Here is a 17,512-nt window from a genome sequence, read left to right on the forward strand (position 1 = left end):
AGTATCGGTCCAGAATGTTGCCTTCGCCATTGGTGTTCCTTCTGATCTCTACGCATTTCACCGCTACACCAGAAATTCCCCATTCCTCTACCATACTCTAGTTTGCCAGTATCAAATGCAGTTCCAAGGTTGAGCCCTGGGCTTTCACATCTGACTTAACAAACCACCTACAGACCCTTTACGCCCAGTAATTCCGATTAACGCTCGGACCCCCCGTATTACCGCGGCTGCTGGCACGGAGTTAGCCGGTCCTTATTCTTTGGGTAACGTCCTTCTTATGAGCTATTAACTCATAAGCTTTCCTCCCCAACTAAAGTGCTTTACAACCCTAGAGCCTTCTTCACACACATGGCATTGCTGGATCAGGCTTTCGCCCATTGTCCAATATTCCCCACTGCTGCCTCCCGTAGGAGTTTGGGCCGTGTCTCAGTCCCAATGTGGCTGATCATCCTCTCAAATCAGCTATGGATCGTAGCCTTGGTAGGCCTTTACCCCACCAACAAGCTAATCCAACGCAGGCTCATCCATCTGCGGCAGCACAAAGGCCACCTTTAATCCGCAGATATTATGCGGTATTAACAGTCGTTTCCAACTGGTATCCCCCCACAGATGGGCAGATTCCTACGCGTTACTCACCCGTCCGCCACTCGTCAGCAAGAAGCAAGCTTCTCCTGTTACCGTTCGACTTGCATGTGTTAAGCATGCCACCAGCGTTCAATCTGAGCCAGGATCAAACTCTTCAGTTTAATTCTCAAATTCTGACTCTAACTACTGATACTCAAATTCTTTAACAAAGTGTTTGTATATAATATATCTCTTAAATATCTTAGAAGCCTTAGCTCCCAACCGTTAACATCACTCGTCAGCCGGTGAAGACATATAATACGCATCACTCTTCCAAAATGCAACCACTTTCTTCAAAAAAATTAAAGTTTTTGCAACTTTTTTATTTCAATAGCTATTTCAACACCAAAAACTACCATCCACATAGCCTTTTAAACCATCTTAAAGCTTATCCACTATGCTTTAGAACAAAAAATCGCCTCTTCTTTTAAACTTTATTTAATCATTTCTTTTTCAATAAATATGCTTAATCTTCTCATTGCACCTTCTAAAGTGTTTAAATTATCTGCACAACTTATTCTTATACAATTTTTTAAACCAAAATAGCTTCCTGGAGTTATAGCTAAGGCTTGATCTTTTAATAAAGCTAAACAAAACTCTACATCATCTTTAAATTTGGTTTTCTGCAATAACTTTTCTATTTTTGGAAAAAGGTAAAAGGTTCCTAATGGTTTAACTATTTCAAAATCCTCTAAACTCTTTAAATAGTTATAAACATACATCACTCTTTCTTGATAAATAGATGTATATCTTTTTAAATACTCATTATCTAAGGATAAAGCTTGTATAGAAGCTATTTGAGATATTGAGCAAGCACCACCAGTAGTTTGAGATTGTAGTTTTGCTATCGCATCTTTTAAAATCTCTGGAGCTATAACATATCCCACTCTCCAACCAGCCATCGCATAACCCTTTGACACTCCACTAGCTATAATAAACCTATTTGATAAATCTGGAGCAACTTGTAACAAAGAAATAGCATTACTATCAAATAAAGTTTGATCATATATTTCATCTGAAATAATCCATATATTTGGATATTTCCTGATTAACTGTGCAAAATATGCCAATGTTTCTTCTGAATAAACAACACCTGTAGGGTTGTTAGGGGAGTTTAAAATAATAGCTCTTGTTTTGGATGTTATAGCTTTTTCAATTTCTTTAATATCTAATTGGAAATTATTTTCAGCATGGGTTTTTACTATAACTGATTTTGCTCCAGCCAATTTTAGCTGCTCTGGATAACATACCCAATACGGTGCGAAATAAATAGCTTCATCTCCATCATCAAAAATACATGTAAAAATATTATGTATACTTTGTTTAGTTCCACTAGTTACACAAACCTGGCTTTTATTAAAGTTTAAACCATAATCTCTTTTATATCTCTTAACTATGGCTTCTTTTAATTCAGAAATCCCATCTATTGGAGGGTACTTAGTAATATTATTATCTATAGCTCTTTTAGCAGCCTCTTTGACACAGTCCGGTGAGAAAAACCCTGGCTCTCCTATAGAAAGAGATATTACATTTCTTCCCTTCTGCTTTAACTCCGCTGCTAATTCAGACATTACAACAGTAGCTGATACCTCAATACTGTTTACTTTATTACTAATTTTTAGCATTATTCGACCTTATATTTTTTATACTAACCAGCTAGAAGCTTTTTTACTTTGTCTTACAGTCTGAAGCTGTCCTTTATAACAGACTGCTTCAGCGGGTAAACTATGACACAAGAAAAAAGGCATACTCTCAGTAAAACCATAAGCTCCAGTTTGTTTAAATACTAAATAATCATTTGGCCTTATATCTTTTGGTAAGCTTGCTACACCAGCTTTATCTAGACTTGTACATAAAGGTCCATGAATTTGAAAATCTTTGTTTTCATTATTATCATCATCTCTAAATAACTCCACTGGAAAGCTTTCTCCAGTCAAAGCTGGACGAACCAGATGATGGGCACCACCATCAACCACGAGCAAATCAACACCATTTACGGATTTTCTATCAACAACTTTAGTTAAATAAGCCCCGCTTTCTGCAACAGCATACCTACCTAGCTCTAACCAATATTCTATTTCTGGAAATTCCTTTTTAAGCTTATTAAAGCAAGCTATTAAATCACTGACATGTATTGGCTTCTGACGAACATCATAAGGAACACCTATACCACCGCCTAAATCTATAACCTTTAAGGGAACATTAATAGCCTCACTTAAATCTAGCAAAGCCTTAGTTATTGTCTTCCATATTTGAGATAGTTTATCTAAACAAAGAATATTTCCCCACTGAAAACAATGCATTCCAACTATGGAAATATTATTAGAGATATTTGGAGTACTACTAAAAAAGTCTTTCCAATCATCTATTGATAAACCAAAAGGAGTTACACATCCACCCCCTCCAAGTACATTATTTTCTTGGCTATTCCATACAAGCTGCACTCTTAAAAGAACAGTAACATTTATATTCTTTTTTTCCACAAGGTCTGATAAATCTTTAAATTGATTTATACTCTCGATTACAAAAATTCTAACGCCTTGAGCTAGAAAATATTCTAGTTGAGAATATGACTTAGCTGGACCTGTATTCAGAATATTCTTAGGATCTATTCCTTGGGATAAAACTTGATCTAATTCTCCAATACTAGCAACATCAAAATTTATATTTTGCTCATCGAAGACTTTAACTATTTTAGATAGAGGATTTGCTTTTAGTGCATACCATAACTTTACTGGTAACTTCTGCAACTCTTTTGCATGCTTCTCTAACATATCTAGGTCATAATAAAAGAAAGGAACTTCATTTTCTTTACATAGACTATCTAGGTTACTTCTATGAGCTTCTATATTCATAACTACCTCAATAATTCTTCCAAGGTTAAGGATGCGTCACTTTTTTCATCTCTATATTTAATAATAATTGGACAATAAGCTTGAAGACCATTTTCTTGAGCCCAACTAGTTCTAATTGGTCTACTACCTGGAATGATTACTGCATTTTCTGGAATTTTTGAGCCTTTATCTAAAACCTCATCATTAACAGCATCATAAACAGCTACACCTTTTGATAAAACAACAGATGGCGCTATAACAGCACCTTTTCCAACTACAATACCCTCAACGATAACAGCACCTGCGCCAACAAACACATCATCCTCAATAACCACGGGATTCATCCCTATCGGCTCTAAAACACCACCTATTTGAACTCCTGCCGATAAATGTACATTTTTACCAATTTGAGCACATGAACCAACTAGAGCATGGCTATCAACCATAGTTCCAGAATCAACGTATGCTCCTATATTAATATAAGCTGGAGGCATAATAATAACAGATGATGCTACATATGCCCCTGCTCTAACTGACGAACCTCCTGGGACCAATCGAACACCATCGTTAGCACTAAATCTTCGCGCCGGCAGGTTGTCCTTATCAACAAATCCATTATAGATTCCTGAAAGCTCAGTATTACTACCAGCTCTAAAAGCAGCTAATATACCTTTTTTTACTTCTTGATTTGCGACCCAATCTCCATTTTCCAATTTAGTTGCTGCTCTTAATGTGCCCTTTTCTAACTCTTTAATAATATTTTTCCAATCCATTCTAAATCTATCTCCTCTACTTATATATGACTAAACCAATCTTTAACTAAACTATCAGCTCCTATTAATAAACTTAAATCCTGAAGTTCATTAGCTAAAAGCGGTGCTCTTAAAGTGTTTGTCATAATGACACCACTATATGCTAGCCATGCCTTAACAGGTATTGGATTTGAGACACTAAAGCAAGATCTAGCAGCAACTTCCCAGATTACCTTATCCGTTATTGCTATTTGATGAGCAAGACTTTGTTTAACATACTCTTTTGTTTGTTCTGGCCATATATTGGATATAACTGAAACAAGACCTTTTGCACCAACATTTGCCAACTCTGGCAATAAACCGTCCTCTCCACTATATATAATTAGATTTGGAGCTAGCTCATGATAACAAGCACATCTTTGGATATCTCCAGAAGCCTCTTTTAATGCCCAAAGATTTGGGTGATCTTTTAAATTGACCAGAACTTCTTCAGCTAAGTTAACACCGGTCCTTGAAGGAACGTTATATAACATACAAGGTCTGTCAGCTTTATCCAAAATAGTTTTAAACCAAATAGTTTGACTAGCAGAGCCTGGTTTTGCGTAAAGAGGTGTAACAACAAGAAAAGAATCTACCCTCTGTGTTTGACAAAACTCTACCCACTCAAGTTGCTTAGCAAGCTGAAATCCTCCTACGCCAATCATAATTGGAACATTAAGATTTAAGCTAGTAACAAATCTTACAACGTCACACTGCTCATCAAAGTCTAAAGCCAATGCCTCTCCAGTGCTTCCTAAAATCAAAACACCACATCCTTGATACTCTTGAATTCTTAACAACCTCTCAAAACCATCCCAATCAACTGAACCATCTTCAAGCATTGGTGTAATTAATGCTGTATATAATCTATTATTAATATCTATAGACATAACCTTTCTCCAACTAACTCATCAAAATAAACAAAACCGGTAATAGCTCTTTCAACAGCTTCTCTTGCCGCCCATATAGCTCCTTCAGCAAAGAGATTTCTATTATGAGCAGTATGCTTAAGCTCTATTGTTTCATGAGGTGTATTTACCTTCACTTGATGCTGTCCTTTTATGTCCCCCTCCCTAATAGACTCTATAGATACATCTCCTATACTTAACCAATTTCTCCAAGATACTGCTGTACCGCTAGGAGAATCAACTTTATGGATATGGTGTTTTTCTGTAATAGAATAGTTTATTCCTTCATTTAACTGCTTTAATTGCCCCAATGATGCCAACATGTTTTTTATAATTACCATTGATAAGCTGAAATTGTTCGCAACAACCCAAGTTTTTTGATTCTGATTTACAAAATTAATAAAGTTTTGATCCCAGTTATATCCTGTTGTACCACAGATTACAGGAACATTTGATTCTAATAATGTAGGTAAAAGCTCTTGCAACACTTTTGCATTAACAAAAACTATAGCTATATCTACATTTTGCAAAGCTTCTAGCGTTAATATATTTTTTGAATCATATATACCAGCAACTTCTTCTTGTGATAATAAGTCTGATACTGCTGAACCAGTTTTTCCATTACCAACTATAGCCACTCTCATATTATCTCCCCCTAGCTAAAAAAACTGTTATAAACGTTATTAACTACCTTTTGAGCATCCTGGCTAGCAACTAACATACATATACTATTCTCACTAGCTCCGTGACTAAAAAGTCGAATATTATAATCCCTTAGGCTACTGAATAGCTCTCCACTAACTCCACTTATCTGATGCAGATCACTACCAACCACACTCACTAGAGACAAGTCACTCTCAACCTTGATATTTACATTACCTATAGACTCTATATCTTTTAAAAGTTCTGGAGTTACCAAATCATCTCCCATAGATTGACTCCCTAACTTATCTAAAGTAATCGCAATACTAACCTCACTAGTAGAAACCAAGTCAACAGCAATATTATGATTAGCAAGTATGTTAAAAACTTTCACTAAAAAGCCTTGTGAACCAAACATATTAAAGCTTTTAATAGTTAATAATGTTTGATCTTTTCTTTCAGCTACAGCAATGATATTTCTATCTTCATCCATTTTCTGTGTAATTAGTGTTCCACCAATCTCTGGTTGAAAGGTAGATCCAATGTATATATCAAAGTTACTAGTCATCGCGGGCCAAAAAGTTTTTGGGTGAACAACTTTCGCGCCAAAAGTAGCTAACTCAGCAGCCTCACTAAAACCTAAAGTACTCAACGAACCTGCATTAGGAATAACTCTTGGATCAGCCTGATAGATACCTGTTACATCTGTAAAAATTTTCAATTGATTAGCTTTTATCGCTTGAGTATATAAGGAAGCTGAATAGTCACCACACCCCCTTCCTAAAGTAGTAGTGTTACCATAACTATCTGAACCAATAAAGCCTCCCATGACACAAACATATCCTTGATCAATTTTAGGTAAGATATGCTCAATAACATTAGTTTCTAAAGCAAGCAAATCTGGACTAGCACAACCAAAGTGACTATTGGTCTTTAAGATTTCTCTTGAATCCAAATGATAAGCATTTATGCCACTTTGATTAAATACATTTGTAACTAACATAGAAGAAATTATTTCACCGAAAGCTAGAATGGAATCAGATAATTGTTTACCACTAAAATAAGCAGCCATATTTGCAAACATTCTAAGCTCTGAAATCATATTATTAATAGAGCTCGTTACATCATTTGAGTTTATGGACTCTAATATTGGATTAATTATAGTTTCTATTTGCTCTATAATTTTTTCTGCTTCAGAGCCATCTTTACTATTATTTGCTAGCTGAATTAATAAATTAGTAATACCCGACTGAGCACTTACAATTACTAATTTTATCCTATTATCTGAATTAACTATTTCAGCACACTGCCTAATAGTTTGTTGATTTGCTACACTTGTGCCACCAAACTTGGCGACTATTGTTTCTGACATATTAGCTCTCCTATCTAATAGCTACATATCAGACGAGAGAACATAAAATTTGAGAAATACATACACAAATAAAGCACTCCACGTCGATATAAACTTTAAACGACATGACAGTTCTGCTACCTTTCAATATCAGAACCAAGACTACCAATCATAAACTTGGATAATCTTTCGGCATTGGCTCTATCTGTTCTAGTGATCATAGGGATTTATGCGCCTAACACTAGAGATATAACAAATGCACCTCTTTAATTACACTTTTGACTAAGTGTTGAAATTGAGTCTAACATCGCACTAATCTTAGATAAAAGCTTTTTTATAGCAAAAAAGTTGATTTAATAACTACTTATTAATGCTTGATTCCGCAGCGCAGAGTCGATGTTTTTTTATGAAGTTCTAACTTACAGGTAAGTTAGAAACAAAGAGATATTATTGTTTTAATAATTAATCTGCAAATTTATCCGTTGCTCTGACTAAAGCTTCCAGAATTCCCAGTTCGCTGATAGAGTGTCCAGCATCTGCTACAATATCTAGCTCTGCCTTCGGCCAAACTTTATGCAAATCCCAAGCACTTACTGCTGGGCAGACCATATCATAGCGACCTTGCACTATCACACCAGGAATATCTTTAATCTTATATGCCTCATTCAATAATTGAGCCTCTTCTATAAATAATTTATTTTTAAAATAGTGACATTCAATTCTTGCAAAGGCCAAGCTAAACTTATCTTCTCCATATCTATCTATAGATTTCTTATCCACAAATAATTTACTTGTTGATGCCTCCCAAACGCTCCACACTACAGCAGCTTGTTGCTTAAGCTTCTCATCATCACCTGTAAGTATTGCATGATACGCTGATATGAAATCTTTTCTTTGCTCTACAGGAATCGGCTCTATATATTTCTCCCACATATCAGGAAATACCATACTGGCACCATGCTGATACAACCACGACAACTCTTTTTCTCGCCCAAGAAATATACCTCTTAGAACAAGCTCTGTCACAACCTCTGGGTAAGCTTGAGCATAAGCCAACCCTAGAGTACTACCCCAAGATCCGCCAAAAAGCATCCACTTATCAATATTCAATTTTTTACGAATTTTTTCAAAATCCTCAATCAAATTTTGAGTTGTATTCTCTCTTAACTCTGCAAAAGGCGTACTTTTACCGCATCCGCGCTGATCTACTAATATTACTCGATACTTATCTGGGTTAAAGTATTGCCTGTAACTTGGTTGAATACCACCTCCCGGACCACCGTGAATAAATAGTGCAGGTTTACCGTTAGGATTGCCACACTCTTCAAAGTATATTGTATGGATATCTGAAACTTTTAAAAACTCTTGATTATATGGCTCTATTTCTGGATACAATGGCATGATGCTCCTATAACTCTTAAACCTTATTAACTAAAGTATCTACCAAAAAAAATAACTAAGCAAATCAAGATTTAGCTAAAGTAAAATATTTTCCTGATTAGCTTGTAAAATTTTAAAAAAAGCACTTACTGAAGTTTGCTTAACCTCACAAACTTTACTAATTACCTTAAATAGTAAAGTTGGCATACCATCATTTTGCTCCTTACCCAGTAGCCAAGAGTATGATGAAGGATTATCTGTCTCTATCAAGACCCTATCCAAAGGTATTCGTCTAGTTATCTCTCTAATATGTTCGCTAAATAGAATCTCAACACCTATTGAGAAATGGCCACCTAATGCCAAATATTTATCCAACACTTCAAAATCCTCCTGCATACCAGTGAACAATAAACCTATGTCGCTTATATCTCTCTAAAGTTTGCAAAACCTCTAGTTCTGCTCCACTTGTATGTAAATTTAGCAATTTATTATCTACAGCTGAGTGCGAGACTATATATTCAAATACTTGCTGCTGATCTCTAAGTGGAGCGGCATAATCCAAAAACCTCTTATCTAAACCAATCTCTCCAATGTACTTACTCTCAAACAAGTATTTATCTAAAGACATTAGATCATGTACATATATATCCGCCTTCCATGGATGAATACCAAATGATGGAATAATAAAATTATACTTATCGCTTAAAGCTTTTATTAAAATATAAGAAGGAATACACATTGCTACAGATAAGAGCTTTATATTATGAGTTCGACACTCTGTAGCTACTTTACTTAAATCTTCTGATGAATATTTATCTGTATGAACATGCGCATCTAATATCATTTATATATACATTAATTTTTTCCAATGAATATAGCCGTATATTGCCACAATTAGATATATAAATGTAGTAATAGCAGCAAATGCTAAATCTTTGTACATATATAACAGCACATAAGTAGAATCAACAACCATCCATATCATCCAGTTATCTATTATTTTTCTGCTTGCTAGAAAAACACAAACAAGTGATGCCACACTTGTAAAACCATCCATATATGGCGTTGTTGAGTCTGTATAGTTTATGAGTAGCTGAGAAACCACCGAACCAAACACTCCAATACTTACTAAAACTTTTAACCAGCCAATAATTTTAAGTCTATGAACAACTACCTTCTTGTGACTAAAGTTAGGTTTCCAACTATACCGACAATACCCACAGGCCAACCAATAACATATAATCCCGCCAATAAAAAAGTACACAAAAGATTAATAATCATAGTACAAAAATCAAGAAGGTGAATCATGGCTCTATTAAAAATGAATTTTTAAACATTATAATAACTTGTATTTTTGAATAAAAAAACTGATGATCTAAATTATACAAATAACTGGCGTAAGCTATTAGTAAGATAAAGAAATAATTGACTATGTCTAAAAGCAGATATATTATCACTTATGCTTGTTATAACATATTTAATGTGAGGATTAAGTCATGAAACTAAAAAAAATACTAACTGCATCTTTACTTGCAGCATCAGCATTATCACTAAGTAGCTGTTGGTTAGTTGTAGCTGGTGCAGTAGGTGCTGGTACAGTTGCTTATGTTGATGGTAAGTATTCAATGAACCTAGATGGTAGCCTAAAAGATGTTACTAATGCAACTCTTAAAGCTATTGGTGAAAATGATAATTTAGAAATCACTAAGAAAAATATAGCCCCAACTAAAACTGATATCAAAGGTGAAACTAAAGTAGGCTCTACTGATTTCTATGTTGAAATACGTGAAATTACTAAGAATGCATCAAAAGTAACTATCAAATTTGGTACATTTGGTGATCAAGCAATGTCAGCAACGCTAATGGGACAAATCCAAAAAGATCTATAATTTAAAGGTTAAACGATATGAATATCTTTAAAAAATTACTAGCTGTAACAGCAGTATCCTTTTCAACATTAGCTCTTAATAGTTGTATCGTAACTGCTGTTGCTGTTGGTGGTGGTACTGTCGCTTATGTAGAAGGTAACTATTCTATGAATATAGAAGGTAACTATATTGCTGTATATAAAGCTGCTCTTAAGGCAATAAAAGATAACAACGACTTTGTTTTAGTATCTAAAGACACCGACACAACCAAGCAAACAGCTGATATCGAAGGTGCTACAAAAATAGATAGCACAAGCTTTACAATAAAAGTAGAAAGTCTTACGGATAAAATGGCTAAAGTAACTATTAAGTTTGGTAATTTTGGCGACCAAGCAATGTCATCGAAACTTATGGATCAAATTCAGGCTAACGTATATAAAGCTTCTTAGCAATGTTCAAAAAAGCTCGCTTTATTATTCTATCAGCTATCATTCTAATATCTCTTAATGGCTGTGTTGCTACTGCTGTTATAATAGGTGCTGCAGTTGTTGCAGGTGGCGCTGTATACTATGTAAATGGTGACTATATAATTGAAGTGCCTAAAGATATTCGCTCTGTATATAATGCAACTATCAAAACAATACAAATGGATAAACAATATTCACTACTTAGCCAGTCATATAAAGATAAAACAGCAGAGGTTAAAGCTTCACAAAATGGTAACGATGTAACGGTTAAGTTAACTAGTCTAAGCACCCGCTCTACTGAAATAAAAATTCGAGTCGGAACTCTCGGTGATGAAAAGGATTCTATAAATATAGCAAATGCGATCACTAAAAATATAACCTAGATAAGTATTTATCCAATTTTGGTCAACTTTTACTTTTTAAAAACTTTCAAATATGTATAATTTGTGTTAATTCAGAAACCACTCAGTATTACTGTATTATCATGAGTAATAAAGTACTAGACACATATTACAAAAACAATCGCCATATATGGGTGTTGGTATTATCTGGAGCTATTATAGGTACATTGGTAGGCCTATTTGCAACATTTTTCCAACTAATCCTAGACTCTATTACTGAACTTAAAAAAATGCTGTTCTCTTTAAGTGGTGGTAATCTATTTGTTGAAATTATAATGTCTGTTACGCTAACTATAACTATGGTAGTGATATCAATTCTTATAGTTAGAAAATTTGCCAAAGAAGCTGGTGGTAGCGGTATCCAAGAAGTAGAAGGAGCGCTAAAAGGATGTCGAAAGCTCCGTAAAAGAGTAGTTCCTGTAAAGTTTGTGAGTGGACTTTTCTCTTTAGGTTCTGGTTTAAGCTTAGGTAAAGAAGGTCCTTCAATACACATGGCTGCTGCATTAGCTCAGTTCTTTGTAGATAAGTTTAGGCTTACCAAGAAATACGCAAACGCTGTAATATCTGCTGGTGCTGGTGCTGGTTTAGCTGCTGCATTCAACACCCCTCTTTCAGGGATTGTCTTTGTAATTGAGGAAATGAATAGAAAATTCAGATTTAGTGTTTCTGCAATAAAATGTGTTCTAGTAGCCTGTATAATGAGTACAATTGTTTCTAGAGCTATTATGGGCAATCCCCCTGCAATACGTGTCGAAACATTTAGTGCAGTTCCACAGAATACTCTTTGGTTATTTATGGTGCTGGGCATTATCTTTGGATATTTTGGACTACTATTTAACAAATCAATTATCAAAGTCGCTAACTTCTTTTCAGATGGGTCTAAAAGAAGATACTGGACTCTAGTTATAACTGTTTGTATCGTATTTGGTGTCGGTGTAGTACTTTCTCCAAATGCTGTAGGCGGTGGCTATATCGTAATAGCAAACGCCCTAGACTACAACTTATCTATCAAAATGCTTTTAGTTTTATTTGCGCTTCGTTTTGCCGGTGTAATTTTCTCATATGGGACTGGTGTTACAGGTGGTATATTTGCACCGATGATTGCTCTTGGCACTGTTTTTGGTCTTGCTTATGGTCTATCTATAGCTCAGCTTTTCCCTGAATATAATATTGATGCTGGTGTCTTTGCTGTAGCTGGAATGAGTGCCTTATTTACTGCGACAGTAGGCGCGCCATTGACTGGTATTGTGCTAGTAATGGAAATGACTTGGAACTTCCACCTTTTACTTCCTTTAATGATAACCTGCTTTAGCGCGTCGATGCTGACATATATCCATCATCAAAAACCAATATATGATACTCTATTAAGACGTACTATTTCTAATGAAAGAAAGCAGCAGGCAAAGGAAAAAAATGAGCGAAACCAAAAACCAGCTCCAAATACTCAAGGACAAACTCTCACAAAAGAAGAAGTATAATCATGCAATTTCTCTAATGCATTGGGACTTAGAAACACCTCCCCTAAAAGAAGACTTGTAAAATTTAATGGGTTAAGTGATGATAAGTTTAGGAGCTGTCCTAGATAAGTTTACTTTAAACTCTCTCTAACCCCGTGTCTAATTAGCTTTAGCTGTTCCTTAGAATCACTGTGGTTAAACCTCCACTCACATTCTCTCAAAAACAAGTAAAAATGGTCTCCAGGAATACCATTAAATTTTCTCAAATGTCTCTTAACTTGATTCCAGAAGTTCTCTATACCGTTTATATAATTATGCTTCTTTGCAAACAGTTTACTATGGTTAATTCTATAATGTTTAAACTCTGAAACATCTAAGGCATTATAGCTCCTAAAAGTATCAGTGTAAACTGATACTATCAGGCTTAACTTTTTCTCTAATTATTTGGTAATAGAGTATTACTTTTAGCATTTGGAATAATTACAGTATATACCTTACCATTGCGTTTAAGTAAGCCAAATACAGGAACTTTACCACTAGCTCCTCTACCTCGTTTACCTTTACGAGATCCTCCAAAGTAGCTTTCATCTACTTCAATCTCTCCTGTAAACATTTCTAAATACTCACTATTTTCATAAAAAAATAATCTTAATCTATGAAAATAATAGCTGGCTGTGGTTTTATTTACTGATACTAATTCTGATGCAGTTCGTGCGGTACTTCCTGCTATAGATAACTCTTTTAACTTGTCTTGTTTATATGAACTTAACCTACTTCTTCCCATCAAAACCATCCTAACATAACTTAGTTATCTAGGACAGCACCTAAGTTTATTTTGCATTTAAAAGAATGTGAATTTAGATGAAACAACAAAGACAATGATTTGTATAAAATCATGTGTCCTTTAGTAAGAAAGTTTAATGCTAAAGCTATCTAGACCTTGAAACTATTTTACTTTATAGTGACCTTTTATCCATTCCCGTTTTTTTTAATAAAAAATCAATATTCTTTCTAATTTTATCAATAAGGTTGCTTGGTAAATATTTTGAAACTATTACGTATTGAGCTTTTAATTGTACTTTACTATGAACCCCATCTATAGGCTTTATATTCATACCTCTCAACTTAGAAGTCGCTAGCTCAAAACTATCTAGAACACCAATTCCTAGACCTTCCTCAATAAGTCTAAATTTTGTTTTACCATCCTCAACAACAAATTTTATATTTTTTAACATAATGTCATTTTTTTGCACCCCTTCTTTATCATAACTTATTCGAATAGCTTCTAAATTATCTTTTTTAACTATAAAAGGGGCTTCTAGGATTTTTTCTAAAGAAGAAAGAGGATTTTGTTTAAAAAAAGCTTTAGATACATAGACTTTAGATATACTTTTATCAATATATTCTAAATGATTACAAATAACCCATTTATTTTGATCTATTTTATCGATACAATCTGAATTTATTAAAGCAATATCATAATTACCCAACTGATTAATATACTGATATTGATTTAAAATATAAGTATCCAAATTAAAAGTGTATTTATCTTTATACTCTCCTAGCCCTGGTAAAATTTCACTAATAAATAAATCAATAAAAATACTATTACCTATTACATTTAAAGATTTTACAAAATGAACTCCATTATTTCTTACATTCACTACTGTTGTCTCAAGATCAAATAAAATTTTGTTACACTTTTGATAAAATACTATTCCACTATTAGTTATAGAAATTCTATTTTTATTATTTACAAGAAGATTTACACCAATATAATTTTCAAGCTGCTTAAGCTTACTCTTTAAAGTATTTACTTCAATTCTATATAAATCCTTAACTGCTGTTAATGTTCCTAGCTCGACCACGCTAACGAAATATCTTATTGCTTCTATGATACTTTTATCTAGAATTTCTAAACTCATTTAATATCCTCTTATAGATTCAATTTATAAGCTTACTAATGTATCAAGAATATTAGGTGATTTGTATATGGTAAATTTAATAGAAACTATTAATGTTAAAGAGGCTGTCCTTGATACTTCTACTTTAAACTCTCTCCAACTCAATGCCTAATTAACTTTAACTACACTTTAGAATCACAGTAGTTAAATATCCTTTTGTACTCCTTCAAAAACAAGTAAAATATTCTCTGGAAATACCTGTTAAATTTCCTTAAATTTCTCTACACTATTTATATAATTATGCTTTTTAGCAAATAACGTAACTATGATTAATTCTGTAATATTTAAACTCAGATACATCTAAGTGCATTATAGCTTCTAGAGGTATCTGTGTAAACGGATATACTATCAGGCTTAGCCTTTTCTCTAATTATTGGTATTAAAGTATCACTCTTAGCATCTGAAATAATTACTATATACACCTTCCCATTACGTTTAAGTAAACCAAATACAGGCACTTTACCACCAGCTCCTCTACCTCGTTTTCCTTTACGAGTTCCTCCAAAATAACTTTCATCTACTTCAATTTCTCCAGTAAACATTTCTAAATGCTCACTGTTTTGATAAATAAGTAACCTTAATCTATGAAAATAATAACTGGCTGTAGTTTTATTTACTGATACTAATTCTGATGCAGTTCGTGCTGTACTTCCTGCTATAAATAACTCTATTAATTTGTCTTGCTTGTATGTACTTAATCTACTTTTCCTCATCAAAACCATCCTAACATAACTTAGTTATCTAGGACAGCCCCACCAAATATTATCAAATTTTTTATCATCTGAGTTTAATAACTTTTCCACACTATCATTATTTATTTTTTTAGTTCTTTCTAAAATAGTATTAGAAATAAGGTTCCATACTCGAGTAATTAAGTCTAATTGTGTACCACATGACCTATAGTCTTTATCTAAAAGATAATTATCTTTAAATCTTCTAACAGTGTAAGCAATACAGTTATTGACTAAACTATTAATATGATCTATTGCCATACGACTAGATAACAAATATGGGTTCCAAAGATTATTTTTATTTAACCTATTGATTATAACATCAGTAGCTTGAGAAACCTTAATTAAAAACCAGGACTTTGATCCAACTAAATAATCTACTACAATCTCTGATGTGCTAAAATCAAAAGACCTATCTATATCGTCGATATAACTACTTCTCACATCAAAATAATCATCTCTTGAATCATTTGATATGAAACTATAAAAATTTTCTTCTGAAGATAACCTACTACTATTATTAGTAGATACTTTTCTTTGATTTGTTATTTTAGTTTTATTTTGTTTTTTAAATTTGATTTTCTGCTCGATCAATAAGTTAGCTATTCTTTCATTTATATTGAGACATTCAAAAGGGAAACTATTCAGACCTGAGCTAGAATTAATTTCGCCAGCCAAATATTCATTTCTAGTTAACCAGTTTAGATATTCCTCTGGCTTTATGTTTGGATTTTTATACTCTGTTCTAAATTTAGTTTTTCCAAAAAAAACTCATCAACCACCTCATAAAACTGACCCATAACACTTTTATCAAAATGAGAATTAACTACATTAAATCGTAACATCTTTTTTCTATAAGCAATATCTACATCATTGGGCATAATAATTTACAACACCATTTTTATTTTTTATACATTACATAATGTTTAGATAAAAAATAAAATATGGTAAAAATAAAATATAATGTTAAAAAAATATATCATTAGGATGATTAGTATATTTTCAAATATAAAGTCTATATGGTAAGTGTTAAATGAGTTATTTTATAACTATACTCTAGCTCATCACTTTAAGAGCGTTTAAATTAAACTTAATATTTCCTCTTATTATCTTGATTAATGAACTTGGTAAATATTTTGAAACTATCACACATTGATCTGGAAATTTTAACTTGCTATAAGCTCCATCTACAGGTTTTATATTAATATACTCAAGATCCATAGCTGCTAAAACAGAATTATCAAGTATACCAATCCCCATATTTTTTTTAATAAGTCTAACTATTGTTCTGTCATTCTCAACAACAAATTTTATATTTTTTAATACAATGTCATCTCGTTGCTTATCTCCTTTATCATAGCTTATTCTAAGATTTTCAAAACTTTCTTTTCTTGCAATAAAAGGTGCTTCTAATATTTTTTCTAAAGATGAGAGATCATTTTCCTTTAAAAAAGTCTCTGATGCATAAGCTCTAAAATCATTACTCTGGTGCTCTATGTAATTACAAACAATCCATTTATTTTGATCTATTTTATCAATATAATCTGATCTTATAAGGGCAATATCATAATTATCTAATTGATTAATATACTCGTATTGACTTAACGTATAACTATCAAAATTAAAAGTATACTTATCTAAATACTCACCAAGTTTTGGTAAAAGATAACTAATAAATAATTCTATAAAATTATCGGTACCAATTACACTTAGTGATTCTGAAAAGTTAACGCCTCTATCTCTTACATTTACTATCATTGCTTCGAGATCGAATAATATTTTGTTACATTTTTGATAAAATATCATTCCTTTATTAGTTATAGTAATTCTATTTTTGTTATTTACTAAAAGATTTACTCCAATATAATCTTCTAACTGCCTAAGTTTACTTTTTAAAGTATTAATCTCAATTTTATATAAGTCTTTAACTGCAGTTAATGTCCCTAACTCCACCACACTAACAAAATATCTCATTGCTTCTATAATACTTTTATCCAAGGTTTCCAAACTCATTTGGCTCTCCTTTTTATTTAATTATTTAAATAATATCTAACACAAGAGGCTCTCTAATGGATAACTTCATCTACCAAAAAA

The 17,512-nt window shown here is 33.0% G+C and carries 17 protein-coding genes, 1 rRNA gene, 4 pseudogenes and 1 riboswitch (1 of these 23 cut by a window edge); of the genes and pseudogenes, 5 read left to right on the plus strand and 17 right to left on the minus strand.

All coding sequences use genetic code 11. The annotated features are described in order from the left end of the window. From F7308_RS09330 to pnuC, 11 genes and pseudogenes are all read right to left on the minus strand, one after another. A 16S ribosomal RNA gene (locus F7308_RS09330) occupies positions 1-746 on the minus strand (it extends 789 nt beyond the left edge of the window). A gap of 312 nt (positions 747-1,058) precedes the next feature. Further along, positions 1,059-2,249, minus strand: coding sequence for a pyridoxal phosphate-dependent aminotransferase (locus F7308_RS09335; protein WP_013923622.1), 1,191 nt, complete (start codon positions 2,247-2,249; stop codon positions 1,059-1,061). An 18-nt stretch (positions 2,250-2,267) separates the two neighbouring features. Further along, on the minus strand, positions 2,268-3,479 hold the full coding sequence (locus F7308_RS09340; protein ID WP_013923623.1) for a PLP-dependent decarboxylase: 1,212 nt from the start codon (positions 3,477-3,479) through the stop codon (positions 2,268-2,270). A 2-nt stretch (positions 3,480-3,481) separates the two neighbouring features. Beyond that, complete coding sequence (locus F7308_RS09345; protein WP_013923624.1) at positions 3,482-4,231, minus strand: 2,3,4,5-tetrahydropyridine-2,6-dicarboxylate N-succinyltransferase; 750 nt, start codon at positions 4,229-4,231, stop codon at positions 3,482-3,484. A 20-nt stretch (positions 4,232-4,251) separates the two neighbouring features. Beyond that, entirely contained in the window at positions 4,252-5,139 is an 888-nt protein-coding gene (dapA, locus tag F7308_RS09350) for a 4-hydroxy-tetrahydrodipicolinate synthase (RefSeq protein ID WP_013923625.1), read from the minus strand. Continuing rightward, on the minus strand, positions 5,130-5,801 hold the full coding sequence (locus F7308_RS09355) for a 4-hydroxy-tetrahydrodipicolinate reductase (protein ID WP_013923626.1): 672 nt from the start codon (positions 5,799-5,801) through the stop codon (positions 5,130-5,132). The genes dapA and F7308_RS09355 overlap by 10 nt, the downstream gene beginning before the upstream one ends. Positions 5,802-5,812: 11 nt before the next feature. After that, positions 5,813-7,171, minus strand: coding sequence for a lysine-sensitive aspartokinase 3 (lysC, locus tag F7308_RS09360; RefSeq protein ID WP_013923627.1), 1,359 nt, complete (start codon positions 7,169-7,171; stop codon positions 5,813-5,815). 63 nt (positions 7,172-7,234) lie between these two features. Continuing rightward, positions 7,235-7,425, minus strand: a riboswitch (Lysine riboswitch). A 187-nt stretch (positions 7,426-7,612) separates the two neighbouring features. Beyond that, positions 7,613-8,551, minus strand: coding sequence for a prolyl aminopeptidase (pip, locus tag F7308_RS09365; RefSeq protein WP_013923628.1), 939 nt, complete (start codon positions 8,549-8,551; stop codon positions 7,613-7,615). A 75-nt stretch (positions 8,552-8,626) separates the two neighbouring features. Then, positions 8,627-8,908, minus strand: coding sequence for a TatD family hydrolase (locus tag F7308_RS10365; RefSeq protein ID WP_232215348.1), 282 nt, complete (start codon positions 8,906-8,908; stop codon positions 8,627-8,629). 1 nt (position 8,909) lies between these two features. After that, positions 8,910-9,374, minus strand: coding sequence for a TatD family hydrolase (locus F7308_RS10370; protein ID WP_013923629.1), 465 nt, complete (start codon positions 9,372-9,374; stop codon positions 8,910-8,912). Next, positions 9,375-9,838: pseudogene (gene pnuC, locus F7308_RS09375) on the minus strand (nicotinamide riboside transporter PnuC). Between the two features lie 188 nt (positions 9,839-10,026). Between pnuC and F7308_RS09380 the strand changes: the two are divergent. From F7308_RS09380 to clcA, 4 genes are all read left to right on the plus strand, one after another. Then, positions 10,027-10,419: a DUF3568 family protein gene (locus tag F7308_RS09380; protein WP_013923632.1), complete on the plus strand. Its 393-nt coding sequence runs from the start codon at positions 10,027-10,029 to the stop codon at positions 10,417-10,419. Positions 10,420-10,436: 17 nt separating this feature from the next. Continuing rightward, complete coding sequence (locus tag F7308_RS09385) at positions 10,437-10,847, plus strand: DUF3568 domain-containing protein (RefSeq protein ID WP_013923633.1); 411 nt, start codon at positions 10,437-10,439, stop codon at positions 10,845-10,847. Between the two features lie 2 nt (positions 10,848-10,849). Next, on the plus strand, positions 10,850-11,248 hold the full coding sequence (locus F7308_RS09390) for a DUF3568 family protein (RefSeq protein WP_013923634.1): 399 nt from the start codon (positions 10,850-10,852) through the stop codon (positions 11,246-11,248). A 101-nt stretch (positions 11,249-11,349) separates the two neighbouring features. Further along, positions 11,350-12,744, plus strand: a complete 1,395-nt coding sequence (gene clcA / locus F7308_RS09395; RefSeq protein ID WP_013923635.1) for a H(+)/Cl(-) exchange transporter ClcA — start codon at positions 11,350-11,352, stop codon at positions 12,742-12,744. Positions 12,745-12,854: 110 nt separating this feature from the next. Here clcA and F7308_RS10075 read toward each other — a convergent pair. After that, a pseudogene (locus tag F7308_RS10075) lies at positions 12,855-13,507 on the minus strand (IS1595 family transposase). A gap of 42 nt (positions 13,508-13,549) precedes the next feature. Between F7308_RS10075 and F7308_RS10135 the strand changes: the two are divergent. Then, positions 13,550-13,660: pseudogene (locus tag F7308_RS10135) on the plus strand (IS1595 family transposase); the annotation flags it as partial. Positions 13,661-13,679: 19 nt separating this feature from the next. Here F7308_RS10135 and F7308_RS09915 read toward each other — a convergent pair. The 5 genes and pseudogenes from F7308_RS09915 to F7308_RS09920 form a co-directional block, all read right to left on the minus strand. Then, entirely contained in the window at positions 13,680-14,648 is a 969-nt protein-coding gene (locus F7308_RS09915; protein WP_013923638.1) for a LysR family transcriptional regulator, read from the minus strand. 161 nt (positions 14,649-14,809) lie between these two features. Beyond that, positions 14,810-15,400: pseudogene (locus F7308_RS09410) on the minus strand (IS1595 family transposase). Positions 15,401-15,424: 24 nt separating this feature from the next. Then, positions 15,425-16,096 (minus strand): hypothetical protein, encoded by a 672-nt coding sequence (locus F7308_RS09415; RefSeq protein WP_013923640.1) that lies wholly within the window; start codon positions 16,094-16,096, stop codon positions 15,425-15,427. A gap of 41 nt (positions 16,097-16,137) precedes the next feature. Then, positions 16,138-16,299 (minus strand): hypothetical protein, encoded by a 162-nt coding sequence (locus tag F7308_RS10140; protein WP_013923641.1) that lies wholly within the window; start codon positions 16,297-16,299, stop codon positions 16,138-16,140. A 175-nt stretch (positions 16,300-16,474) separates the two neighbouring features. Continuing rightward, positions 16,475-17,431 carry a LysR family transcriptional regulator gene (locus F7308_RS09920; protein WP_013923642.1) on the minus strand — a complete coding sequence of 319 codons (957 nt, stop codon included), beginning with the start codon at positions 17,429-17,431 and terminating at the stop codon, positions 16,475-16,477. Positions 17,432-17,512 lie beyond the last annotated feature (81 nt).

It is taken from the genome of Francisella salina, assembly GCF_000219045.1.
Lineage (GTDB): Bacteria > Pseudomonadota > Gammaproteobacteria > Francisellales > Francisellaceae > Francisella > Francisella salimarina.